The organism is Megasphaera sp. SC8-1 (genome assembly GCF_024436295.1).
In the GTDB taxonomy this organism is placed as follows: domain Bacteria; phylum Bacillota; class Negativicutes; order Veillonellales; family Megasphaeraceae; genus Megasphaera; species Megasphaera elsdenii.
Window position 1 is genome coordinate 88,238 of sequence record NZ_JANFQH010000006.1, and the last position, 22,661, is coordinate 110,898.

Genomic DNA, 22,661 nt, shown 5'->3' on the forward strand with positions numbered 1-22,661 from the left:
GCCTCACCTCCCGCCGTGGACAGCATCGAGCATCTGCTGCAGCTGTTCCAAGTTCTTCCGCGTCGCCCCCTGGTTTTCCTGGACGACTTCGATACAGCTGCGTTTCATGGCTTCGGCCCGGTCCGGATGGATGAGGATATCCAGGCAGGTGTCGATAAATTCCTTTTCATTCTTGACCATGACGCAGGCGCCGCGGCTGCTGAGGAGATCGAAGATTTCAACGAAGTTGAACATATTGGGACCGACGACGATGGGCTTGCCATGAGCTGCCGGTTCCAGGATATTATGGCCGCCTATATGGGCCAGGCTGCCGCCGACAAAGATGAGGTCGCCCAGGCTGTAGACGCGGCCCAATTCGCCGATCGTATCGAGGATGACGCCGTCATAGTCGGCTTTAACCGGTTTCCCGGCCTTCATATCGCTGCGCTTGACCATGATGACGCCATGCTTCAGCCCTTCGTCGGCGATGAGGTCGGCCTGGTAGATATAGCGCGGCGCGATGATCAATTTAGCGTCCGGGAAATGGTCCCGTATCTTGACGAAGGCCTTGTAGACCGAACCGTTCTCCCCTCTATGGGTGCTGCCGGCGATCATGATGGGGTACGTCCCTTCGGCAAAGCCCAGTTCATGGAGGAAGCGCTTCTTTTCTTCTTCCGTGACGATGCCGTAGGTCTGGTCGTACTTGGTGTTGCCCGTAACGATGACCTTATTGGGGTCGGCGCCGATGTCGATGATATACTGGGCGTCGATGCGGCTCTGCATGCAGAACATGCGGATTGTCGACAAGACGCGGCGCGTAAAGAAGGTGATCATCCGGTAGCGGACGGCACTGCGCTGGCTGATGCGGCCGTTCATCATCATGACCGGGATGTGCTTGTCGGCAGCGATGCGCAGGAAATTCGGCCAGATTTCCGTTTCGACGAGGACGATGGCCTGGGGATTGACGATGGTCAGGATGCGGTTGGTCAGATAAGGCAGGTCCAGCGGGAAATAGAGGATCCCATCGGCGCCTTTGATGATCTGATGGGCCATGCGGAAACCCGTCGCCGTGACGACAGAGACGATGATGACTTCGTCGGGATGAGTCTTGCGCATTTCCCGCACAATCGGGCTGGCCGCGACGATTTCCCCGACCGACGCGGCATGGACCCAGATGGCATGGCGATTGGATATTTTATCTTTTAATTCTTCCGGCAAAAAGCCGATACTCTGTTTGATGCGCTGATAAAATCCTTCTTCCCGGATAAGCCGGTAAATGAGCATGGGAATGAGTGTCGCCCAGTAAATGAGGAGCAGGATATTATACAGCCAGTACATAGGATGGGATTTTAGATTTTTCATCACGAATCAACCTTCCGACGCTGTGTCTTCCGTAGTATCGTTGAACTGTACGGCATAGAGATGGGCATAGAGGCCGTCCTTAGCCAGCAGTTCTTCATGGGTTCCTTCTTCGACGATGCGGCCATGGTCGATGACGACGATGTTGTCGGCATTGCGGACCGTACTCAGGCGATGGGCGATGACGACGGCCGTACGGCCTTCCATGAGGCGGTCCAAGGCGGCCTGGACGATTTTTTCGCTTTCCGTATCGAGGGCCGACGTCGCTTCATCGAGGATGAGGATGCGCGGGTTCTTGAGGATGGCCCGGGCGATGGCGATGCGCTGGCGCTGGCCGCCGGACAGGGAGCTGCCGCGGTCGCCGACGAGGGCTTCGTAGCCGCCAGGCAGTTCCATGATGAACTCATGGGCATTGGCCGCTTTGGCCGCAGCGACGACTTCTTCGTCTGTCGCATCGAGGCGGCCGTAGAGGATGTTCTCCCGGACCGTAGCGTTGAAGAGCATCGTTTCCTGCGGTACCAGGCCGATCTGCTGGCGCAGGGACGAGAAAGTGACGTCGCGGACGTCGATGCCGTCGATGGTCAGGCTGCCGCCGGTAACGTCATAGAAACGGGGCAGCAAGTTAGCTACCGTCGATTTACCGGCCCCGCTGGGACCGACGAGGGCGACGACTTCGCCCGGAGCGACTTTCAAGTTGAAATCGGTCAGGGCCGGGTGATCTTTATCGTAGGCAAAGGAAACGTGGTCAAATTCGACTTCCCCTTTGACCGGCGGCAGGACGATGGCGTCCTTCTTTTCCTTGACATCCGGTTCGGTGTCGATGGTTTCAAAGACACGGTCGGCAGCGGCCAGGGATTTCTGGATGTCGCCGTAGATTTCGCTGATGCGGCGGACCGGATTGGCCAGGTTGATGGCGTAAATGAGGAAGGCGATGAGGGCACCGGCCGTCATTTCACCGTTGATGACACTCATGCCGCCGTACCAGATGATGCCCGTAACGGCAATGGCTGCGAAGAACTGGATGAACGGCGTCAATAAGGCCGTCAGCTTAGTCGTCGTCATGAGGGCCCAGAAGTTGCGGTCGTTCTGGACCATGAAGCGGCGGATTTCAAAGTCTTCGCGGTTGAAGGAGCGGATGATGCGAATCCCGGAAATGGCTTCTTCCAGGAGCGATGTAATATCGGCCATCTTGCCCTGGACGTCGTGACCGGCCCGGCGCAGGCGGGAGCCGAAGAAGTTGATCGTAAAGACGACGAGGGGGACGATGACCAGGGTCAAGAGGGTCAGCTTCCAGTAGAGGAAGAGCATGGACCCCAGGGAGCCGACGAGGATGACCGCTTCCTGGACGAAGGAAATGAGGTTGCCTGCAATGGCCGTCTGCAAAGCCGTGACGTCATTGGTCAGGTTGCTCATGATATTGCCCGTCTTGTGCTTGTCGAAGTACGACAGGGACAAGGTCTGCAAATGGCGGTACAAGGTTTCGCGGATGTCGTTGACGATTTTCTGGCCGACGAAACTCATGAGGTACTTCTGGCCGAAGTAGAAGAAGCCACGAAGCAGGAACAAGATTAGGATCCCGATGACGATGAGGTTCAGCGTGTAGATATCCTTATTGGCCAGGACCTTATCGATGACGTCCTTGATGAGCCACGGGACGACGACGTTGCTCGCCCCGGACAGGGCCATACAGATGACGGCGACGGCGAGGCGCATCTTGTACGGCTTGATGAACATTAATAATCTCTTATAACTTTGCCAACTATTGTATTGCTTCATGGGCACCTCTTTCTCTTGCAAAATCTAAGATAGCCTGGGCCGTCCGCTGGACAGCACCGGGTTCCCCCATCGTGCGGCGGACAGCCGCCAGGGATTCGTGCAAAGCTTCACGGCGCGCTTTATCGGTAATCATGGGCACCATGGCGGCGGCGATATTCCCGGGCGTCACCTCGTCCTGCCACAATTCAGGGATGACCCGATGGCCCATGATGATGTTGGGCAGGCCGATGCTGTCGATATGGACCAGGACCTTCGACAGCCAGTAGGTCAGGCGGTTGACGCGGTAAACCAGGAGCGTCGGCAGGCCCATGAGGGCCGTTTCCAGCGTCGCCGTCCCGGAAGCCGCTATGGCCGCCGTACTGAGGTTCATCATATCGTACACCCGGTCTTCCCCGATGGTGACATCGATTCCCGAAGGCTTGATTAATTCGTCCAGCAGAACCTCGTCAATAGTCGAGGCCCGCGGCAGGATGAACTGGACGTCGCCAGCTTCCTGGCGAATGAGTTTGGCCGCTTCCAGCATACACGGCAGGAGGCCGCGCACTTCCTGGACCCGGCTGCCCGGCATAAGAAGAACCGTCTTTTTCCGCTCGTCCAGGCCAAAATAGGCACAAGCTTCGCGGCGGCTCATGGTCGCATGGACCGTATCGACCAGGGGATGGCCGGTATAGATGACATTCGTCCCCATGTCTTCATACATCTTGGCTTCAAACGGAAACAGGGAAATAGCTAAATCCGTATACTTGGCAATGGTCTTCCCGCGGCTCTTGTGCCAGGCCCAGATAGTCGGCAGGATATAATAGACGACGGGTATGCCCGCCGCTTTGGCCACTTTGATGAGGCGCATATTGAAGCCAGGATAGTCGATACAGACCAGGACGTCCGGCTTTTCCCTGCGCATCGTCTCGACGAGGAAATCGCGAAGGCGGAAGAAGAAAGGAATCTTGCGAAGGATTTCCCCGACGCCGATGACGCCTAAGTTCTTGATATCGTAGACGATGTCGACGCCGGCCGTTTCCATTTCCTTACCGCCCATACCGAGCAGTTCGACCTGCGGATCGAGTTCCCGCAAAGCCCGGGCCAGGTTGGCGCCATGGAGGTCGCCCGATGCCTCACCGGCAGAAAACATGATTTTCATAGGCTCTCCTAAAAATTCTTATCGACGGCACAGATGCAGATATTGTGGCGGTTGGCCAGATCCAGGACTTCGTCCTGTTCGACGAAGAGCGTCCGGCCGGCTTCCATGGCTAGGACATTGCACTTACTTTCAATCATGGACAGGATGGTCTGCTTGCCTACGGCAGGCACATCGAAACGCGGGTCCTGATTGGGTTTGGCCACTTTGACGACGACGGACTTTTCCCGTCCCAGGGCGCCGCCGCGGCGGATGCAGGCGTCCGTCCCTTCGATGGCTTCGACAGCCATGACGGCCTTGTGCTTGACGACGACGGTCTGGCCGATGTCCATGCCGCCCATGGCCTTGGCCGTGACGAAGCCGAAGCGGATATCGTCTTCTTCATCGGCCGTCGGTTTACGGCGCGACAAGACGCCGCAAGCCGGCATGAGGGGCTTCAGGTACAAGGTCTGGTCGACGACTTCCAGACCATCCTTGGCCAGTTCTTCGACGATGGCCAGCATGATCGTATCGTCCTTGCGGTTGCGCAGTTTCGCCAACAGCTTGATGGCCCGCCAATCTGGGAACTTCAAGCCCTTGAAGAGGATTTCCTTGGTGACTTTGCCAATCATGGTGACTTTGGCGACGCCATTCTTCTTGAGGGTCTTGATGACTTTGTCCAATTTGGCGACATTGATTTCATAATAAGCATCTGCTTCGGCAGCCAGTTCCGGCTCTACGCCATCGACGACGGCGATGACGATGACCTCGTGGCCCAGCTGCTTGGCAGCGCGCATAAATTCTACAGGCAGTTTGCCGACACCGGCAAGCAATCCTACTTTTTCCATAGCAATCATCCTTATTCATAAAGAGAAATATTCATCTTTATATTATAACAAAAAAACAGGCTCCCTGTCAGCAAAAAAAGGGGCCATCGCAGACGCGACACCCCTTTTTAGCCACTAGCGGCTGCCTAATCTTTCGTCCCTCTGCAGATACCGCGGTCGGCATTGCGGAGGAAGCGGAGAAAATGTTCTACTTCTTCATAGCTGTCCAGTTCCTGTTCCATTTCGGCAATAGCCTGGCGCAGGTTGAGGCCGGAACGGTACAAGATGCGGAAGGCCTTCTTCAGTTCCCGGCGTACTTCTTCCGGGATACCTGCCCGCGAAAGGCCGACGCTGTTCAAGCCGATGCAGCGGGCGGGCTGGCCGTCGGCGATGACGAAAGGCGGAATATCCTGGACGACTTTCGCCAGGCCGCCGATCATGCTGTTGCGGCCGATTTTGACGAACTGATGGACGCCGGCAATGCCGCCGATGACGACGCGGTCTTCGACGGTGACATGGCCGGCCAGGCCGGCGCAGTTGCTCATGATAACGTGGTTACCGACGACGCAGTTATGAGCTACATGCGTGCAGGCCTGGAAGAGGCAGTCGTTGCCGATGCGCGTTTCTTCCCCTTCGCCAGTCGCCGTGCTGACCGTGACGAATTCCCGGAACACCGAACGGTCGCCGATGATCAGGTAACTCTTTTCGCCGTGATATTTCAGATCCTGCGGTTCCGAACCAATGGAACAGCTGGGGAAAAACCGGCAGTCCTTGCCGATTGTCGTCCAGCCGTCGATAGTAACGTGGGCCATGATTTCTGTTCCGTCACCAATGGTAACGTGGGGCCCGATAACGGCATACGGCCCGATTTTGACACCGGCACCGATTTTTGCCTGCGGGTCTATAATAGCCGTCGGATGTATCATGCTCTGAGGCATGTTATTCGTTTCCTCGGTCATTAAAGTCACTCCTCGCTTCCCTGCCTCACTGGCAGGCGCTTATTTTCAACACAAACTATATAGGTTATACTCACAGAAATAGCGTCCGGTTTTGCCGGGCAAAATCAGGCTTTTTCCCGCTAATTTCCACTTCATGCTCACAAATGCGCCCATTTAAGGCTTTATTTAACACAAAGCAAAATTTTTAAACTTTTTTAAAATTATTTCTTCGGGTTCTGGCCCGGCATGAGGGCAAAGAGATATTCCCCTTCGGCACAGAGCGTATCGCCGACGTGGCACTGGGCCTTGACCTTGCCCATACGGCCTTTGATTTTTTCGATGTCGGCCCGCATGACCAGCTGGTCGCCGGGGATGACGGGATGGCGGAAGCGGAGTTTGTCGATGCCCGTGAAGAACGGGATGAGGCCGCGGTTTTCTTCCGGATAGAGCAGGGCTACGCCGCCGACCTGAGCCATGGCTTCGGCGATGAGGACGCCGGGCATGACCGGTTTACCCGGGAAATGGCCCTGGAAAAATTGTTCATCAAAGGTCGCATTCTTGATGCCGATGGCATACTTCATCGGTTCCAATTCGATGATGCGATCGACGAGCAGCATGGGATAGCGATGCGGCAAAATTTCCATAATATCAGTTACTTCCAAAGTCATGAGAATTCCTCCTTAGATCACTGCAGTTCTTGAAAAATTTTATGGGTCAGCAGGTTGTTCAGTTTGTGGCTTGATTTGACGGCAATGATGTGTCCCCGCACGGGCCGTCCGAGCATGGCCAGGTCTCCGATGATATCGAGGACCTTATGGCGGACCAGTTCATCGTCGCTGCGGGGCACGGATAAGCACGACGTCTTGTCATAGACGACGACATTTTCGATGGTGCCGCCCTTGCCCAGGCCTAATTTCTTGAGCATTTCCAATTCTTCCGTAAAGGCGATGGTACGGGCAAAGGCGATGTCCCGGATATAGGATTCCTGGGTGATGGTCGTATCCAAGAACTGTACGCCCAGCAGGGGATGCGGGTTAATCGATGTAAAGGTGATGCGGAAACCGTCATAGGGCACGATAGCAATGAATTTATCGTCTTCCTGGACGAGATGCTGTCTTTGGACGACCAGCGGTCGGCGCGGTGCCTCGAGGTCACGGATCCCGGCTTCTTTGATGAGCTTGACAAAGGTCAGGCTGCTACCATCGGCGACAGGCGGTTCGACAGAATCCATTTCGACGAAGCAGTTGTCCACTTCCATGCCGCTCAAAGCGGACAGCAGGTGTTCTACCGTGAAGACCTTGGCCTCCCCTTTTTCCAGCGTCGTCGCCCGCATTGTATTGGTTACATTCGTGAGATGGGCTTGTACAGACGGTCTTCCGGGCAAGTCCGTCCGGATAAAGACGATGCCTGTATCAGCCGGAGCCGGGCGCAATACCATATGGACTTCATTCGCAGCATGCAGGCCGATACCGTTATACGAAACATCATGAGCCAGCGTCGTTTGTGCGACAATTGACATAGGCAGGCCCCTCCTTTCCTGTTACGAGTAAATAGTTGATTTTTTTCATACTTTTTTATTATACCTTATTTATAGCATGTATGACAAGGGAATTGTTCGTGGTTTCGGCCTACGGCCTAGTGGCTCGTAGTTCGTGGCAAATCATGAAAATAGGCTGTCGCATGAAGACAGCCTATTTTTGAGTATTAAGTTTGCAGTTTGTAGTTTTTAATGAATGGTTTTAAATGTAAAGCCATCTTCTTCAAACTTTCAACTTCAAACTTGAAAAGGAGCTGCCCCACAGGGACAGCTCCTTTTCATTCAATCGCTTTTACTTCAATAGTTCATAGACAGAGGCGACGACGTCGTTCCAGGTTTCAATCTGGGACTGTTCCCCTGTGATGGCAGCCTTGCCAGACTGACACTGGCGGGCTACGGACTGGGGCGACGTGCCGTTATATGTGTTACGCTGCTTGACGCAGGTTTCGATATCCAGGTAGTGGTGGATATCTTCTGCGAAGAGCGGGCTCATAGCCTGCAGCTCCTGCAGCGATAACTGCTGTAAGACTTTGCCCTGTTCGATGCAGTAGTGGACGGCTTTGCCGACGACGGCATGGGCTTCCCGGAAGGGCAGGCCTTTCTTGGCCAGGTAGTCGGCCATATCCGTCGCATTGGAAAAGTCGCTTTCCAGGACTTCCCGCATGTGCTTGCCATTGACGGTCATCTTGTCGATCATGGCGGCATAGATGGTCAGGGCGAACTTCAAATTATCGATGGCATCGAAGACGCCTTCTTTATCTTCCTGCATGTCCTTGTCGTAGGCCATGGGGATGCCCTTCATCATAGTCAGGACACCCATGAGATGGCCGTAGAACCGGCCTGTCTTGCCGCGGACGAGTTCGCAGATATCGGGATTCTTCTTCTGAGGCATGATGGACGAGCCCGTGCAGTGGGAATCGTCGAGTTCGATGAACTTAAATTCCGAACTGGACCAGAGGATAAATTCTTCCGACAAGCGGCTGAGGTGCATCATCAGGACGGCAGCAAATTCCAGGAAGGCGATGATATAGTCGCGGTCGCTGACGGCATCGAGGCTGTTATCATAAATCTTGCCGAAATGCAGGGTCTTGGCGACGAAGGGCTGGTCGAGAGGATACGTCGTGCCAGCCAGGGCGCCGGCGCCGAGGGGCATCCTGTCGGCCATGTCCCAGGCATATTTCAAGTGGATGAAGTCACGGGACAGCATGGAGAAATAGGCCATGAGGTGGTGACTGAAGAGAATCGGCTGGGCCCGCTGGAGATGGGTGTACCCCGGCATGATGACGTCGCTGTACTTTTCGGCAGCCTTGACCAGCGATTCCTGGAGCTTGACCAGGAGCTTGGCGACGGCGGCGATTTCGCGGCGGACATACATGTGCGTATCCAAGGCGACCTGGTCGTTACGGCTGCGGCCGGTATGCAGGCGCTTGCCGGCTTCGCCGATGGCATCGGTCAATCGTTTTTCGATGTTCATGTGGATATCTTCCAGTTCGACGGAGAAATCGAAATTCCCGTCTTCAATCTGCTGGAAAATGGCCTTCAGCCCCTTGACGATGGCATCTTTATCTTCCTGGGAAATGATGCCCTGTTTAGCCAGCATCGTCGCATGGGCAATGCTGCCGCAGATATCTTCAGCGTACATGCGGCAATCGAATTGGATGGACGCATTAAATTCTTCTACACTTTTATCCGTGGCCTTAGTAAAACGGCCGCCCCATAACTTCATACGAATCGCTCCTTATTTACCCTGTTTTTCTACGTGCTGTTTCATGAGGGCCCGCATCTTGAGCGGCAGGCCGAAGAGGTTGATGAAGCCTTCGGCATCGGTCTGATCGTATACGTCGTCTTCGCCGAAAGTGACAAATTCTTCATTGTACAAGGAGTACGGCGACGTAGAACCAGCGCTGATGATGTTGCCCTTATAAAGTTTCAATGTGACCTGGCCGGTAACGGTCTTCTGCGTTTCATCGACGAAAGCCGACAGGGCTTCGCGAAGCGGCGAGAACCATTTGCCGTCATAGACGAGTTCGGCAAATTTATTGGCTACATTTTCTTTATAGTGGTACGTGTCGCGGTCGAGGCAGAGATATTCCAGTTCTCTGTGGGCATACATGATGATGGCACCGCCCGGGTTTTCATAGATGCCACGGCTCTTCATGCCGACCAGCCGGTTTTCGACGATATCGACGATGCCGACGCCGTTGCGGGCACCGATTTCATTGAGGGTCGTAATGAGTTCGACTGCGCCGAGTTTCTGACCGTTGACGGCAACCGGTACGCCCTGTTCGAAGTCAATCTTGACGTATTCCGGAGCATCCGGAGCCTGTTCCGGCGTCTTGGTGACCATGTAGACCATGTCTTTCGGAGCATTGGCCGGATTTTCCAGGTCATCCCCTTCGTGGCTCAAATGCCAGATGTTCCAGTCCATGCTGTACGGATAGGGGTTTTCTTCAGACTGATAGTCGATGGGGACGTTGTGGGCTTCGGCGTATTTCAGTTCGTCTTCACGGGATTTGAGGTCCCACATCCGCCAGGGAGCGATGAGGGTCATTTCCGGAGCCAGGGCTTTGACAGTCAGTTCAAAACGGACCTGGTCATTGCCTTTGCCCGTAGCGCCGTGAGCGATGGCGTCAGCGCCTTCTTCCTTGGCGACTTCGACGAGTTTCTTAGAAATAAGGGGACGAGCAAAGGACGTGCCCAAGAGGTATTTTCCTTCATAAACGGCACCGGCTTTGACGGTCGGCCAAACGTATTCTTCCATAAATTCTTTTTTGATGTCCATGACATAGACTTTGGAAGCGCCCGAAGCATAGGCTTTCTTTTCGATGGCTTCAAAGTCGTCAGGCTGGCCGACATCGGCGCAGGCAGCGATGACTTCGGCACCGGGATAGTTTTCTTTCAGCCAGGGAATGATGACCGACGTATCAAGGCCGCCGGAATAAGCCAGGACAATTTTTTTAATATCTTTTTTCGTGTTGCTCATGATGATTTCCTCCTCTATCGAATGAACCAATGCGATTGATGTGTGTTTGTTTCTGTCTACGTTTGATAGTATACACCTAGTTGAAATATTATGCAAGTATATTGCATAAAAAATTTCCAAACTTTTTTTACGGCCTCGTCAATTCCCTCACCCTGCAAAGTATAGTATAATAAGGGTGTTTATGTAGGAGGAATTCCATGAAACTTAAATACATTGCCATCTTTGCCCTGGCCTTTGCCGTCTGTGCCGGCTGGAACCTGCTCTTTGACGCGCCGAAGACGGCCAAGCCTGCTGTCGAGACGGCTGCCAAGCTCCAAGAAGAAAAGGAACCCCAAGGGAACTGGCCGTCGCCGCTGCGGCCGCTGGAAATCCGGGTCTATCCCTACCTGCACTTCCACGAAGCCATGGATAATAAAATCAAGAAAATCCCCGTCTACGTGGCCATCAGCGCCATTTCCAAGCCCATGCAGCACGCCGTCGTGGCTACGGAAGACCGCCGCTTCTACGACCACGGCGCCATCGACCCGATTGGCATCATCCGGGCCGTCCTGGTCAATATCGAATCGGGCGAAACCGTCGAAGGCGGCAGCACCATCAGCCAGCAGGTCGTCAAGAACGTCTTCCTGTCCCAGGACCGGACGATGGCCCGCAAGGCACAGGAATTCGTCATGGCTTTCTTACTGGAACATTGCTACAGCAAAGATGACATATTGGAAATCTATTTGAATACAGCCTATTTCGGTGCTAACGCTACGGGCATTGACGATGCAGCCCGTACGTATTTCACGACGACGCCGGAAAAACTGGACCTGGCCCAGGCATCGATGCTGGCTGGCCTGGTACAGGCGCCGACGTACTATAATCCCCTGAAAAATTACGAAGGTGCCAAAGCCCGGCAGAAAACGGTCCTGACCTTGATGGCCGAACAGGGCTATATCAGCCAGGAACAAGGCGCAGAAGCCTATAAAAAAGACCTCGGACTCTGAGAAGTCCGGGGTCTTTTCGTCAATTTCCCTTGAGGCGGCTCACGATATTTTGGGCGAAGGACTGGGCCTCATCGAGATGCAGGTCCTCGCCGGCCTCCGGTTCGTACATATAACGCGCTTTATCAGTCCAGATGATATAGGTCCCGACGACACCGCTGCCAGGCTTCAGCAGCTCTACGGCACTGCGCAGGTGTTTCGACGCCTGGTCCGAATAGGGGTCGTCGTACATGGTAGTAAAGATGGCCACGTGGTCATTGGCAATTTTCTTCAACGCTTCCTGTCCCTTAGGGTCTGCCTGGTTCTCATCAATCCAAAAGCCCATGAATACGCAGTCATAATTGGAAAAATCAGACGGCATCTCATCGACGGGAACGCAAGGCGTCCCTTGCGGCAAGACCTGCGCCATAGCCTGGGCGATCTGCTGTATGCGCCCTGTTTTCGAAGAATAGACGACGATGGCTTTCATAGAAACATCTCCTCCTGTGTTATTTTGATATTAATTATCGATTTATAGCTATATATAGTATACCACAGGAGTCCGTTATTTGTCCAATAGCTAATTTATAATTTTAAGCTGAATCTTTATAGTTTAAAGTAATACGTTTAAGTAGAACTTCAAACATAAAAAGGGCCTGTCGCACGACGACAAGCCCTTTTTGAGTATTAAGTTTGCAGTTTGTAGTTTTTAGTGAAGGTTTTTAAATTTAAAGCTATCTTCCACTAACCACTAACTCATCTAGTTTTCTTCAATGACTTTGCCCGGGTTGAGAATCCATTTCGGGTCGACGGCCCGTTTGATGGTCTTCATGAGGTCCAGTTCAGCCGGATCCGTATATTCTTCCATGTATTTCAGGCGTTTCAAGCCGATGCCGTGTTCACCGGACAGGCGGCCGCCTAAGCCGTAAACGTATTTATAGGCTTTGGCACGAAATTCTTTCAACTGTTTTTCCCAGTCTTCGTCGCTCATATCGCATTTGAGAATCTGGAAGTGGAGGTTGCCATCACCGGCATGGGCCAGGCAGAAGACGCGGAAATCGTAATTCTGGCTTTCTTTGACCAAGGTCTGGATGCAGTCGGCGATTTTCGTGACCGGAACGACCAAATCTTCTGACGTGGCGACTTTCGAGAAGACACGCGTGCTTTCCAGGCAGTTGCGGCGGACTTTCCAGACGCGGTCGTCGGCTTCGACGATGTCCGTAGCTCCACATTCTTCACAGACAGCGGCCAACTTTTCCATCTTGTCGTCCAGTTCATCTTCATTAAAGGTTTCGATGGAGATGATGTCATAGCAGCCATCTTCATAATGAGGCAGTTTCAAGTCGCTGTAATCGCTGGCGCTGCGGACGAAGTTGTTGTCCATAAATTCGACAGACGTCGGGTTGAGGCCGGCTTTAATCAGTTTCGGTACCAGTGCCGTCGCCTTGGCCAGGTCGGTAAAGACAGCCAGGACGTCGAGCTTATACGGCGGCAAGGGGACGAGTTTCAACGTCGCTTTGGTGATGATACCCAAAGTCCCTTCAGAACCGATGATGAGCTGGTCCAGGCAGAAGCCGGTCGAGCACTTCTTCAAGGTAGCGCCGAGGTTGACGATCTTGCCCGTCGGCAGGACGGCTTCGATGGAATAGACCTGATGGCGCGTCGTACCATAGCGGACGGCCTTGTTGCCGCCGGCGTTGGTAGCCAGGTTGCCGCCGATGAGGCAGCTGTCGGAACTGCAGGGGTCGCCGGCATAGAGCAGACCTTTTTCGTGGGCTGCATTCTGGATGTCGATAGTGCGGACGCCGGCTTCGACGGTCATATACATGCCATCTTCATTCAATTCGATGATGTGGTTCATCCGTTCCATGAGCAGAACGATGCCCTTATAAGCCGGGACGGCGCCGCAGCTAACGCTGGTACCGGCACTGCGCGGCGTGACCGGGACGTCGAAGCGGTTGGCAATCTTCATGATTTCCGAGACTTCCTGCGTATTGGCCGGCAGGACGACGACTTCCGGCGTCTTCCAGAAAGACGGTGCCAGGCTTTCGTCCGATTTATAGACATCCAGGACATCTGCATCGGTCTTGACATATTTATCGCCGACGACAGCTTTCAATGCGTCGATAACTTCAGCGGTAACTGGATTGTATTCTTTCATTGTAAGAACCCCTTTACTTTTTAACGAAAATGGAACTATCATTTCACCTATTGCAACTTTTTCTCGTGAATTATGAATATTATAGTACACAAGGCGCCATTTGTCTTGGAAATTATAAAAAAAAGATATATAGTTTAGTCATTTTATACCATGCAATAAAGTTATGTAAAAGGTAAAACGTATAACCGTAGGGAATAAAAAAAGGCACTGTCGCATGAAGACAGTGCCTTTTTCCGTAGGGGGTCGCCTAAAAGGCGCCCCGCTGTGAATCGTGGATAAAATCATCCGGGGATATGATAGCAGGATGTTTCCACCCATCACCTACGGGATTCCCACAAGCGGGCCGCCTTAACAGGACGGCCCCTACGACCATTAGCCGTTAGCCACGAGCCACCGGCCCCTACTTACGCACTGGGAAGGTGGCGGCGGCGTGGCCCATGATGGTGACTTTATAGTTTTCCGGCAAGTTTTTCTGGGCCTTTTCCCAGGCTTCTTCCAGGGTAGCTGCCGGGATGAGGCCGCTGTGGCGGATGATGTCGAAGTTTTCCGGCCGCGTGACGACGTAGGCTTCTTTCAGGGACCGGAAGATACAGTGCGATTTGAAGGCGACGAAGGCCGGGATGGAAAAGTCGGCCCGCAGGTCCTTTTCAAAGGCGTCCATATCGCTGCGGAAGAACCAGTCCGTAAAGATGGCCGGTTCCTTGATGTCCGGGCAGTCCAGGGTCAGGATCATCGTGCCGCCCGGTTTGGTGGCGAAGACGGCATTCATCGGCGCTTTCATGCTCTGGTAGAGGTTCATGTCCTTGGGATAGCCGCCAGCCGAAGCAATGGTGATATCTGCCAGGTCCTGGATGGGTACGCTGGCGATGTGCAGCAAGTCGTCACAACCTTTTTTCCAGGCTTCGTACCAGTGACCGCCGACGACTTCATATAGGTCGCCGTCTGCCGAAAAGACCGTATTGACCAGGAAACAAGGATTGAGCAGGGCTGCGGCCTGCTTCATATCGTCGTGGAGGGGATTATCTTCCAAAAGGCTCGTTTCACATTTAGGATTACAGCCGCCGCCGAAGGTTTCCGTCAAGGCCATGGCGTGGTTGCGCATGATCGTTTCATAACTGGCAACGCCCGGCAGGACGGCTTTGCGGCCGCCGCCAAACCCGGCCATCGGATGGAAGGACACGGCACCGGTCAAGATGACCTTGTCGGCCTGGACGACGTGCGAATTGAGATAGACGTCATTGCCATAGGTGGTCGTCCCGATTTTGGTCAGCTGGGAGGCATCGCGGCAGTCATGGCTGACGATCTTTACGCGCTTGACCATGTCTGCACCGCAGACGATGGCATCTTCTTCCGGCGTATGGGCCCGATGCGTCCCCTGGGCCGTGACGACCGTAATCTGGTCATCCTTGACGCCGGCCTGGTTCAATTCATCGACGATGATGGGCAGCATCTGGGCCGTATGGACCAGGCGGGTAATATCGCTGACGACGATGGCGACCGTATCGCCAGCCTGGACGACATCTTTCAAAGGCGCGCTGCCAATAGGATGGCGCAGGGCCTGGCGGATGGCAGCCTGTTCATCGGCGACGGCGTCGACATGGTTGCCGTGCAGGTCATATAATACGTGTGCTTCATCGAGTGAAACAGTCTGTGTGCTCTTCCCAAAAGGAAGAGAAAAAGTCTTCATCATAAAAAAACCCCTCTTTACTATAAGATAATAGTTTTAGAACAAGTTCCACCGTCCCATGTACAAGGCGACCAGGGAGCGGATGAACAGACAGACGAACAAGATGTACGTCAGGATATACAAAAAGTTTTCAAAATCATCCATGTGTTCTGACTTTTCGTGGACATGGCGGAAATGATTCAAGAGAAAATGTCCCATCCCATGGTCGCTTCCTTTCCTTATTCGCCTTTATGAGGAAACAATTCATGAACGCGGCGGGCCGATTCTTCATCCTTACTGATGCCCTTCAGCAAGGTCCGTTCGGAATTTTCCATATGCTTCTTGGCCACTTTCCGGGCCATGGCACTATTGTGTTCGGCAATGTTTTCTACCATCTGCCGATGTTCTTCCCAGGTCGCGGCCAGGCGGCCCGGATAGTGCATGGAAATGGAACGGAAGCGCAGCATCTGTTCGCGCAGATTGTTGAGGATATCGACGAGGCGCTGGTTACGGCTGGCGTGATAGAGGACGTCGTGGAAGCGGACATCGGCATCGACGATCTTATCAAATTCGTCATTGTCGATATATTCGTTGATCTCGACGAGAATCCGTTCCAGGTATTCCAGCTCGTCCGGCGTGATCCGTTCGGCAGCCAGGCCGGCAGCCAGTTCTTCCAGGGCACTGCGGATTTCAAAGACTTGGGCAATATCCTTCAAGGAAATATCTGCAACATACGTCCCGCGCCGGGGAACCATGACGACGAAGCCTTCCAGTTCCAATTTGCGGATAGCCTCGCGGATCGGCGTCCGGCTGACGCCGAGCTCATCGGCCAGCTGGATTTCCATGAGCCGTTCCCCCGGCTTGAGCACGCCGTCCTTGATGGCCTGGCGCAGCGTTTCGCTGACCACTTCGCGCAGCGGTTTATAAGCATCTAATTTAATCGGTTCCAATGCATGCTGTCTTTTTGTCGTTTTCATCATTCTAGGCTTCACCTTCCACTCGTTTCACAACCTTTGTCACATAGGCGTCGACGTCTCGCCACGAAGCCGCCTGACGCCGTATCTCCCCTTCCCGCTCCGGCGGGACCAGGGCAAAGACCGTCGGTCCGCTGCCGGCCATGAGCGGCCGCAATCCTGACGAGGACAGGAGCTGCTGACAACGGGCGACTTCGGGCACATCGGGAATGACCAGTTCTTCAAAAGTATTGCCCATCGAAGCCGTCAGGGCCTGGAAATCACTGCGGCAGACGGCGCGTTCTACGGCATCAACATCGATGGGCTTCGTTCTTTCCCGGCTGTCGAATAAGGCATAGGCCTTCTTCGTCTGTACCGCGGCATGAGGATGGACGATGACGACGGGCCAGTCCGGCAGGGGCGGCAGCTCCCGCAGCTCTTCGCCGATACCGGTCCCGCGCATGGTCCCGCCGCAGATGCAGAAAGGTACATCGGCACCGAGGCCGGTCCCGATATGACAGAGGTCTGCCTGAGACAATCCCAGGCCCCACAGGCGGTTGAGGCCGCGCAGGACAGCGGCGCAATCGGTACTGCCGCCAGCCAGGCCGGCGGCAATGGGGATATTTTTTTCGATATGGATGGCGACTGGCTGATTGTCCTTTTTATATGGACAAAGTGCTTGCCAGGCCTTGTACGCTAAATTCGTTTCATCGCAGGCCAGTCCCGGGACCGAGCAAGTGAGCTGCCATTCATCGGCGTCCTGCAAGGTCACGGTATCACAAAGGCCGATAGATTGAAAGACGGTATCAATATCGTGATAACCATCGGAACGACGGCCGGTTATCGCCAAGGCCAGATTAATTTTTCCGTATCCTGTTTCTACTATTTTAGTCATACTTCCACTCCGTGTATAAAATGTGCATTGTCTTATTGATTAAAATTTTTCCTATGTTATAATGAGACGACAGCAGGGAGCTGCGCCATTTCCGCATCCTCTCTGAATGCACACTTTCATCATTATACTATAATGATTATACCGTTTTTTCCTTTACTTTACAATTCTTCATTCATTACGGAGGAAAAAAAATTATGAAAACCCTGACTTCACACACGCTTTGGGAATTAGCCGTCCCCTACCTGGCGTCCTTCGTCGGCAGCCTGGTCGTCGCCATCGGCATGAATGCCTTCTTCATCCCCTTCCATTTGCTGAGCAGCGGCCTCAGCGGGGTAGCCATCATGATTTACTTCCTGACAGGCCTGCCCGTCGGCATCGGTATCTTCATCCTCAACATCCCAATCATGATTGCCTGTTATAAATTCATGGGCCGCCGCTATACGGTCCTGAGCATCGTCGGCACGATCATGCTCTCGGTCCTGGTCGATGCAACGGCCTTCCTGTCGACGTGGAACATCATGCACGATGCCATGCTCTCGTCCATTACGGGCGGCATCCTGGCCGGCATCGGCTTCGGCATCATCTATAAATACAACGGCAACAGCGGCGGCCTGGACGTCATCGGCGCCATCGTCAAGAAATATTATTCCCTGGAAATGGGCACGGTCACGATGATTCTCAATCTGGTCATCCTCCTGGCGGCCGCCTGGCTCTTCTCCCTGGAACGGGCCGTCCTGACCTTCGTCGCCATTTACATTGCAGCCTTCATTACCAACAAGGTCGTCATCGGCCTCAAACAGCGTAAAAGCGTCATCATCATTTCCAACCGGGCTACGCCGATCGCCCAGGTCCTCATGCGCTACGTCGGCCACGGCGCCACCTATCTCCACGGCCAGGGCGCTTACACCATGCAGGACAAACGGGTCATCTACGCCGTCATCAAGCTGACGGAAGTAGCCAAGGTTAAGGAAATCGTCAACAAACTCGACCCGCAGGCCTTCATGATCATCAGCGACGCTTCGGAAGTCGTAGGCCGGGGCTTCACGACATCGCCCGTCAAATACCACCAGTATCCCGGCGATGCCCTCTCCATGCCGCATACGAAAAAGAACATGCCGCCGGAATACTAGGCGCCTGCGGCGCCGTGGGTCGTTTGCCGTGGCGAACGTGCCTGCGGCCGTTCGTTGTTCGTCGTTGGTCGTTCATCGTTCGTCGTTGGGAAACGGGCTCGCTGACACATCGCCTGGTGAAGAACCCCTCCGACCCTGACGGGCCACCTCCCCTTCGCAGGGGAGGCTCAACGAACCACGAACCACGGCATAAAAAAAAGCTGTGCATCAATTGCGCAGCTTTTTTTATGCCTATTATAATCTGATTTCGTTGGTATCGCGATAGATGAGCCATTCGGCGATATTGTTGGCGTGGTCGGCCATGCGTTCGATGTATTTGACGACCAGGACCAGGTCGATGTAGTCCTTGGAGTTTTCCGGATGGGCCGTCATTTCGGCAGCCAGCGTTTCCATGAGGTTGTTGAAGGCCTGGTCGACGATATCGTCTTTATCGCGCATGAGGCTGGCCTGGGACGAAGTGCCCCGCTTTTTATAGAAATCAATGACATCGCTGACCATAGAGGCCATGACGCCGTACATTTCCTTAATGCCCTGCGGCAAGGGTACGTTGTGATGAGTCTGTTCCAAATGGATGACGTAGTGGCTGATGTCGGCGCAATGATCGGCAATGCGTTCTAAGTCGGAGAGGATTTTCAACGTCGCCATCAAGCTCCGGTAATCAGCCGCTACGGGACCCTGCATCATACTGATGGTCAAGTCTTTCTTCATGCAGTTCTTGACCAGTTCATCGATGACGTCATCGCCATCGTAGATACGCTGGGCCAGTTCGATATCTTTCTGTTCCAGCGCCTTCCAGGCATTATCGACGGCCTGTTCGACCTTTATGCCCAAGTTAATCATATCGTTTTTCAATTCTGCTACGGATTTTTCGTAAATTTCCAGCATAAGTGCCTTTCCTCCTCTTAACCGAAACGGCCGGTAATGTATTCTTCCGTCTTGGGATTGGACGGATTGGTGAACATATTCAAAGTATTATCGTATTCAATGAGTTCGCCTAAGAGGAAAAATGCCGTCTTATCGGAAATGCGGCGGGCTTGCTGCATGCTGTGTGTGACAATGACGATCGTATATTTTTCCTTCAGTTCTAAGGCCAGGTCTTCGATTTTCTGCGTCGAAATCGGGTCCAAAGCCGATGTCGGTTCGTCCATGAGGATGACCGACGGATCGGCTGCTAACGTGCGGGCGATGCAGAGACGCTGCTGCTGACCACCGGAGAGGCCGAGGGCGCTCTTACTGAGGCGGTCTTTCATTTCATCCCAGCAGGCAGCCTGGCGCAGGCTCTTTTCGACGATGGCGTCGAGCTGCTTCTTATCTTTGATGCCCTGGATGCGCGGACCATAAGCGATATTTTCATAAATGCTCTTCGGGAACGGCGTCGGCTGCTGGAAGACCATACCGACGCGATAGCGCAGGGCCAGGGGGTCGACTTCCTTGAAGATATCCTTGCCTTCAAAGCGGATATCGCCCGTGACCCGGCAGCCTTCGACCCAGTCGTTCATACGGTTCAAGGTCTTGAGGAACGTCGATTTGCCGCAGCCCGACGGACCGATGAGAGCCGTGATTTCATTCTTCTTGATTTTCATGTTGATGTCTTTCAAGGCCTGGAAATCATTATAAAAGAGATCCATATGGCTGACATCGAAGGTATATTCTGACATTATTTATTTCCTCCCATTTTCTTGTCAATTCGATAGCTGAGATAGCGTGCAGCCAGGCTGAAGACGAGGACCATGACCATCAGGATGGCCGACGACGCAGCTGCCTGCTGGGCCGCATCGGCATGAAGAGCTTCCGTGCGCAGGGCCCAGATGTGCAGGGCCAGGGTTTCGCCGGGACGGAAGGGATTGAGGGGACACGACGTGGCCGTAATATCCCAGTTCGTCCAGTCGATATCCGTCGACATACCGGCCGTGAACATCAGGGCTGCGGCTTCACCGAAGCCACGGCCGGCGGCCAGGATGAGGCCGGTCATGATGCGCGGGAAGCAGGCCGGCAAGAGGACATGCCAGATGGTCTGCCAATGCGAGGCCCCCAGGCCCAGGCTGCCGTTACGGTAGCTCGACGGCAAGTTGCGCAGGGCGTCTTCGGTGACGGACGTGACCAAAGGCAGGGTCAGGATGGATACGGCCAGGGCGCCGGCCATGAGGTTCCATTGGGAACCGGTCATGACGATGAAGACCAGGTAGCCGAACAGGCCGACGACGATAGACGGCAGGGATGCCAAGGTTTCGACAGCCATGCGGACCCAATGAGTGATGCGCCCTTTCTTGGCGTATTCAGCCAGGAAAATGCCGGCCGGGATCCCCGTAATGGTACTGGCGACGAGGGCCAGGACGACCAGATAAATCGTATTGAAGAACATGTTCCCCAACCCCGTCGGGCTGAAGGACAAGAGCTGCGGCGTCATACCACTGATGCCGCTGACGACGACGTAGAGGACAAAGGCGATGAGCAGGATGACGGCAAAAGCAGCGCCAGCCGTAAAAAGGGCCGTCATCATTTTATCTTTATTTTTTTTCGTTTCCACACTTGTCATGTTAATTCCGTCCCCCTTTTACTTCGGAAGCGGCATTGATCTGATGAATGACGAAGATGAACAAGAACGACAGCAGGAACAGGACCAAAGCCATCGTCCACAGAGCTGCGTTGTATTCACCGCCTTCCATGGCGCCGCCCATGTCGGCAGAAATAGTTGTCGTCAGCGTACTGGCCGGCAGGAACAGGGACGTCGGGAAGACTTTCATCTGGCCGATGACCATGGCGACAGCCAGGGCTTCGCCCAAAGCACGGGCCAGGCCTAGGATAATGCCGGTGAAGATACCGCTTTTCGCTGCCGGCAGGACGACGTGGGCAATCGTTTCCCACCGCGTCGCACCGAGGCCGTAAGACGCTTCACGCCAGGACTTAGGCACGGCGGCCATGGCATCGGCAGCCATAGTCGTAATGGTCGGGAAAATCATGATAGCCAGGACAATGCCGGCAGCCAGGACGGAAAAGCCAAAGGGCATGGGGAAAATGTGGCGCAGGGCCGGGATGAGGACGGTCATGCCGACGAAGCCATAGACAACGGACGGGATGCCCGTGAACAATTCGATAGCCGGCTGGATGAGGCGCCGCCGCTGAGGCGTCGCGATTTCCGTCATATAGATGGACGAAGCCAGGCTGAAGGGCAGGGAAATGATCAGCGACAAGAGACAGGTGACCAGCGAACCGGCCAGGAACATGGCCGCCCCGACCTGGCCGCCGCCTTCGGCGGTATCACTCGGTTTCCACTGACCGGAAAAGAGAAATTCCGTCACGCTGTGGCCAAAGGTGAAAAACGTATCTGTACCTTTAATGAAGAGAAAAGCGCCAATGAGAAGCGGCACCAGTGCCATACCGATGCCGCAAATAGTGATGAACGTTTTGGCTGCTTTCTCGTTGCGGTGAGCCCGTTGGACTACCGTTTCGATTGCATTCATGTCGTTCCTCCAGTAAAATTAGTGAACTTCTTTGGTCTGCATCTTCGAGCTTACGCCATAGCCGAGTTCTTCGATGCGTTTGCCGTAATCGGCGCCCGTAATGTATTCGATGAAGGCTTTGACGGCAGCTTTCGGTTCTTTGCTGGTGTAGATATGTTCATAGCCCCAGACGCTGTAGGTACCGTTATAGGTATTTTCCAGGGTCGGTGCTACGCCATCGATGGAAACGGAGTCGACTGTGTCGTTATTGAGCAGGTACGGCAGTGCAACATAGCCGATAGCGCCCGGATTCTGAGCGACGCTCTGGATGAGGATACCGGAGTTATCCGTTTCCAGGGATTTATTGTCGGCTTCTTCCGCGCCGTTGATAGCGTACTGTTTGAACAGGGCCCGCGTACCGGACGTCTTCGGGCGGGTAACCAGGACGATTGGCATATCTTTGCCGCCGACATCTTTCCAGTTCGTGACTTTTGCCGTGAATACGTCCTGTAACTGCTGACGGGTCAGGTTCTTGACGCCTACGTCTTTATTGATGATCGTAGCGACCGTCATGACACAGACTTTATGGTCTTCCAATTTTTCCGCTTTGGCTTTATCCAGTTTCGTTTCAGCCGGTACGTCGGAGTTACCCATATCGACAGAACCATCGGAAACCTGTTTCAGACCCGTGCCAGAACCGCCGGCATTCAAGGTGATCGTTACGTCTTTATTCGTCGTCTTGAATTTTTCAGCTGCATCTTTGACCAAAGGCAGCAGCGCCGAAGAACCCGAACCGGTAATACTGCCGGAAACAGCCGAACCTTTCCCGGCATCTGCTTTCTGCTGACTTCCGCAGCCGGCAGCCCCAATGGCCATAGTAGCAGCTAAGGCGACAAGAACTAACTTTTTCCATTTCATAAAAAATCCTCTCCTTTGAATAA

22 protein-coding genes are annotated in these 22,661 nt (G+C 54.0%); 2 read left to right on the forward strand and 20 right to left on the reverse strand.

Annotation, left to right across the window (positions count from 1 at the left end; genetic code table 11):
* Positions 1–3: 3 nt before the first annotated feature.
* From NOS26_RS01780 to NOS26_RS01820, 9 genes are all read right to left on the reverse strand, one after another.
* Positions 4–1,341, reverse strand: coding sequence for a 3-deoxy-D-manno-octulosonic acid transferase (locus NOS26_RS01780; RefSeq protein ID WP_255917259.1), 1,338 nt, complete (start codon positions 1,339–1,341; stop codon positions 4–6).
* A gap of 6 nt (positions 1,342–1,347) precedes the next feature.
* On the reverse strand, positions 1,348–3,114 hold the full coding sequence (gene msbA, locus NOS26_RS01785) for a lipid A export permease/ATP-binding protein MsbA (RefSeq protein ID WP_027894714.1): 1,767 nt from the start codon (positions 3,112–3,114) through the stop codon (positions 1,348–1,350).
* Positions 3,098–4,252: a lipid-A-disaccharide synthase gene (gene lpxB / locus NOS26_RS01790; RefSeq protein WP_014015061.1), complete on the reverse strand. Its 1,155-nt coding sequence runs from the start codon at positions 4,250–4,252 to the stop codon at positions 3,098–3,100. The genes msbA and lpxB overlap by 17 nt, the downstream gene beginning before the upstream one ends.
* Positions 4,253–4,260: 8 nt before the next feature.
* Positions 4,261–5,076, reverse strand: a complete 816-nt coding sequence (locus NOS26_RS01795) for an LpxI family protein (protein ID WP_014015062.1) — start codon at positions 5,074–5,076, stop codon at positions 4,261–4,263.
* Positions 5,077–5,201: 125 nt separating this feature from the next.
* The gene (gene lpxA, locus NOS26_RS01800) at positions 5,202–6,014 is read right to left on the reverse strand and encodes an acyl-ACP--UDP-N-acetylglucosamine O-acyltransferase (protein WP_022498081.1); all 813 of its coding nucleotides are present in this window, start codon (positions 6,012–6,014) and stop codon (positions 5,202–5,204) included.
* A gap of 200 nt (positions 6,015–6,214) precedes the next feature.
* Positions 6,215–6,661: a 3-hydroxyacyl-ACP dehydratase FabZ gene (gene fabZ, locus NOS26_RS01805; RefSeq protein WP_014015064.1), complete on the reverse strand. Its 447-nt coding sequence runs from the start codon at positions 6,659–6,661 to the stop codon at positions 6,215–6,217.
* 17 nt (positions 6,662–6,678) lie between these two features.
* Positions 6,679–7,512 carry a UDP-3-O-acyl-N-acetylglucosamine deacetylase gene (gene lpxC, locus NOS26_RS01810; RefSeq protein ID WP_255917193.1) on the reverse strand — a complete coding sequence of 278 codons (834 nt, stop codon included), beginning with the start codon at positions 7,510–7,512 and terminating at the stop codon, positions 6,679–6,681.
* Positions 7,513–7,822: 310 nt separating this feature from the next.
* Complete coding sequence (gene argH, locus NOS26_RS01815) at positions 7,823–9,256, reverse strand: argininosuccinate lyase (RefSeq protein WP_255917194.1); 1,434 nt, start codon at positions 9,254–9,256, stop codon at positions 7,823–7,825.
* Positions 9,257–9,268: 12 nt separating this feature from the next.
* Positions 9,269–10,513: an argininosuccinate synthase gene (locus NOS26_RS01820; protein WP_014015067.1), complete on the reverse strand. Its 1,245-nt coding sequence runs from the start codon at positions 10,511–10,513 to the stop codon at positions 9,269–9,271.
* A 197-nt stretch (positions 10,514–10,710) separates the two neighbouring features.
* Between NOS26_RS01820 and NOS26_RS01825 the strand changes: the two genes are divergently transcribed.
* The gene (locus NOS26_RS01825) at positions 10,711–11,499 is read left to right on the forward strand and encodes a transglycosylase domain-containing protein (protein ID WP_255917195.1); all 789 of its coding nucleotides are present in this window, start codon (positions 10,711–10,713) and stop codon (positions 11,497–11,499) included.
* A gap of 19 nt (positions 11,500–11,518) precedes the next feature.
* On the opposite strand, the gene NOS26_RS01830 is transcribed toward NOS26_RS01825, so the two are convergent.
* The 6 genes from NOS26_RS01830 to ispE form a co-directional block, all read right to left on the reverse strand.
* Complete coding sequence (locus NOS26_RS01830; RefSeq protein ID WP_255917196.1) at positions 11,519–11,965, reverse strand: flavodoxin family protein; 447 nt, start codon at positions 11,963–11,965, stop codon at positions 11,519–11,521.
* 270 nt (positions 11,966–12,235) lie between these two features.
* Positions 12,236–13,636 (reverse strand): FAD-binding oxidoreductase, encoded by a 1,401-nt coding sequence (locus NOS26_RS01835; RefSeq protein ID WP_014015070.1) that lies wholly within the window; start codon positions 13,634–13,636, stop codon positions 12,236–12,238.
* 400 nt (positions 13,637–14,036) lie between these two features.
* Entirely contained in the window at positions 14,037–15,326 is a 1,290-nt protein-coding gene (larA, locus tag NOS26_RS01840) for a nickel-dependent lactate racemase (protein ID WP_014015071.1), read from the reverse strand.
* A gap of 33 nt (positions 15,327–15,359) precedes the next feature.
* Positions 15,360–15,521 (reverse strand): hypothetical protein, encoded by a 162-nt coding sequence (locus NOS26_RS01845; protein WP_014015072.1) that lies wholly within the window; start codon positions 15,519–15,521, stop codon positions 15,360–15,362.
* Positions 15,522–15,541: 20 nt separating this feature from the next.
* Positions 15,542–16,282 carry a GntR family transcriptional regulator gene (locus NOS26_RS01850; protein ID WP_014015073.1) on the reverse strand — a complete coding sequence of 247 codons (741 nt, stop codon included), beginning with the start codon at positions 16,280–16,282 and terminating at the stop codon, positions 15,542–15,544.
* A 1-nt stretch (position 16,283) separates the two neighbouring features.
* Positions 16,284–17,150: a 4-(cytidine 5'-diphospho)-2-C-methyl-D-erythritol kinase gene (gene ispE / locus NOS26_RS01855; protein ID WP_014015074.1), complete on the reverse strand. Its 867-nt coding sequence runs from the start codon at positions 17,148–17,150 to the stop codon at positions 16,284–16,286.
* Positions 17,151–17,344: 194 nt separating this feature from the next.
* On the opposite strand from ispE, the gene NOS26_RS01860 reads away from it, so the two are divergent.
* Positions 17,345–18,280 carry a YitT family protein gene (locus NOS26_RS01860; protein ID WP_022498089.1) on the forward strand — a complete coding sequence of 312 codons (936 nt, stop codon included), beginning with the start codon at positions 17,345–17,347 and terminating at the stop codon, positions 18,278–18,280.
* Positions 18,281–18,514: 234 nt separating this feature from the next.
* Here NOS26_RS01860 and phoU read toward each other — a convergent pair whose 3' ends face one another.
* The 5 genes from phoU to NOS26_RS01885 are packed head-to-tail and all read right to left on the reverse strand — an operon-like array spanning position 18,515 to position 22,638.
* On the reverse strand, positions 18,515–19,165 hold the full coding sequence (gene phoU, locus NOS26_RS01865) for a phosphate signaling complex protein PhoU (protein WP_014015076.1): 651 nt from the start codon (positions 19,163–19,165) through the stop codon (positions 18,515–18,517).
* A gap of 17 nt (positions 19,166–19,182) precedes the next feature.
* Positions 19,183–19,938, reverse strand: coding sequence for a phosphate ABC transporter ATP-binding protein PstB (gene pstB, locus NOS26_RS01870; protein WP_014015077.1), 756 nt, complete (start codon positions 19,936–19,938; stop codon positions 19,183–19,185).
* Positions 19,938–20,816 (reverse strand): phosphate ABC transporter permease PstA, encoded by an 879-nt coding sequence (gene pstA, locus NOS26_RS01875; RefSeq protein WP_027894724.1) that lies wholly within the window; start codon positions 20,814–20,816, stop codon positions 19,938–19,940. The genes pstB and pstA overlap by 1 nt, the downstream gene beginning before the upstream one ends.
* A gap of 1 nt (position 20,817) precedes the next feature.
* Complete coding sequence (pstC, locus tag NOS26_RS01880; protein WP_255917197.1) at positions 20,818–21,741, reverse strand: phosphate ABC transporter permease subunit PstC; 924 nt, start codon at positions 21,739–21,741, stop codon at positions 20,818–20,820.
* An 18-nt stretch (positions 21,742–21,759) separates the two neighbouring features.
* On the reverse strand, positions 21,760–22,638 hold the full coding sequence (locus NOS26_RS01885; protein WP_014015080.1) for a phosphate ABC transporter substrate-binding protein: 879 nt from the start codon (positions 22,636–22,638) through the stop codon (positions 21,760–21,762).
* Between the last annotated feature and the right edge of the window lie 23 nt (positions 22,639–22,661).

Excerpts from the sequence above, each read along its gene's own strand:
- NOS26_RS01885 (WP_014015080.1), bottom strand. The coding sequence starts at position 22,638 with ATGAAATGGAAAAAGTTAGTTCTTGTCGCCTTAGCTGCTACTATGGCC.
- NOS26_RS01825 (WP_255917195.1), top strand. The coding sequence starts at position 10,711 with ATGAAACTTAAATACATTGCCATCTTTGCCCTGGCCTTTGCCGTCTGT.
- larA (WP_014015071.1), bottom strand. The coding sequence starts at position 15,326 with ATGATGAAGACTTTTTCTCTTCCTTTTGGGAAGAGCACACAGACTGTT.
- lpxC (WP_255917193.1), bottom strand. The coding sequence starts at position 7,512 with ATGTCAATTGTCGCACAAACGACGCTGGCTCATGATGTTTCGTATAAC.
- fabZ (WP_014015064.1), bottom strand. The coding sequence starts at position 6,661 with ATGACTTTGGAAGTAACTGATATTATGGAAATTTTGCCGCATCGCTAT.
- NOS26_RS01820 (WP_014015067.1), bottom strand. The coding sequence starts at position 10,513 with ATGAGCAACACGAAAAAAGATATTAAAAAAATTGTCCTGGCTTATTCC.
- ispE (WP_014015074.1), bottom strand. The coding sequence starts at position 17,150 with ATGACTAAAATAGTAGAAACAGGATACGGAAAAATTAATCTGGCCTTG.
- NOS26_RS01845 (WP_014015072.1), bottom strand. The coding sequence starts at position 15,521 with ATGGGACATTTTCTCTTGAATCATTTCCGCCATGTCCACGAAAAGTCA.
- phoU (WP_014015076.1), bottom strand. The coding sequence starts at position 19,165 with ATGCTGGAAATTTACGAAAAATCCGTAGCAGAATTGAAAAACGATATG.
- NOS26_RS01795 (WP_014015062.1), bottom strand. The coding sequence starts at position 5,076 with ATGGAAAAAGTAGGATTGCTTGCCGGTGTCGGCAAACTGCCTGTAGAA.
- lpxB (WP_014015061.1), bottom strand. The coding sequence starts at position 4,252 with ATGAAAATCATGTTTTCTGCCGGTGAGGCATCGGGCGACCTCCATGGC.
- NOS26_RS01850 (WP_014015073.1), bottom strand. The coding sequence starts at position 16,282 with ATGATGAAAACGACAAAAAGACAGCATGCATTGGAACCGATTAAATTA.
- pstA (WP_027894724.1), bottom strand. The coding sequence starts at position 20,816 with ATGACAAGTGTGGAAACGAAAAAAAATAAAGATAAAATGATGACGGCC.
- NOS26_RS01780 (WP_255917259.1), bottom strand. The coding sequence starts at position 1,341 with ATGAAAAATCTAAAATCCCATCCTATGTACTGGCTGTATAATATCCTG.
- argH (WP_255917194.1), bottom strand. The coding sequence starts at position 9,256 with ATGAAGTTATGGGGCGGCCGTTTTACTAAGGCCACGGATAAAAGTGTA.
- NOS26_RS01835 (WP_014015070.1), bottom strand. The coding sequence starts at position 13,636 with ATGAAAGAATACAATCCAGTTACCGCTGAAGTTATCGACGCATTGAAA.
- msbA (WP_027894714.1), bottom strand. The coding sequence starts at position 3,114 with ATGAAGCAATACAATAGTTGGCAAAGTTATAAGAGATTATTAATGTTC.
- pstC (WP_255917197.1), bottom strand. The coding sequence starts at position 21,741 with ATGAATGCAATCGAAACGGTAGTCCAACGGGCTCACCGCAACGAGAAA.
- pstB (WP_014015077.1), bottom strand. The coding sequence starts at position 19,938 with ATGTCAGAATATACCTTCGATGTCAGCCATATGGATCTCTTTTATAAT.
- lpxA (WP_022498081.1), bottom strand. The coding sequence starts at position 6,014 with ATGACCGAGGAAACGAATAACATGCCTCAGAGCATGATACATCCGACG.
- NOS26_RS01860 (WP_022498089.1), top strand. The coding sequence starts at position 17,345 with ATGAAAACCCTGACTTCACACACGCTTTGGGAATTAGCCGTCCCCTAC.
- NOS26_RS01830 (WP_255917196.1), bottom strand. The coding sequence starts at position 11,965 with ATGAAAGCCATCGTCGTCTATTCTTCGAAAACAGGGCGCATACAGCAG.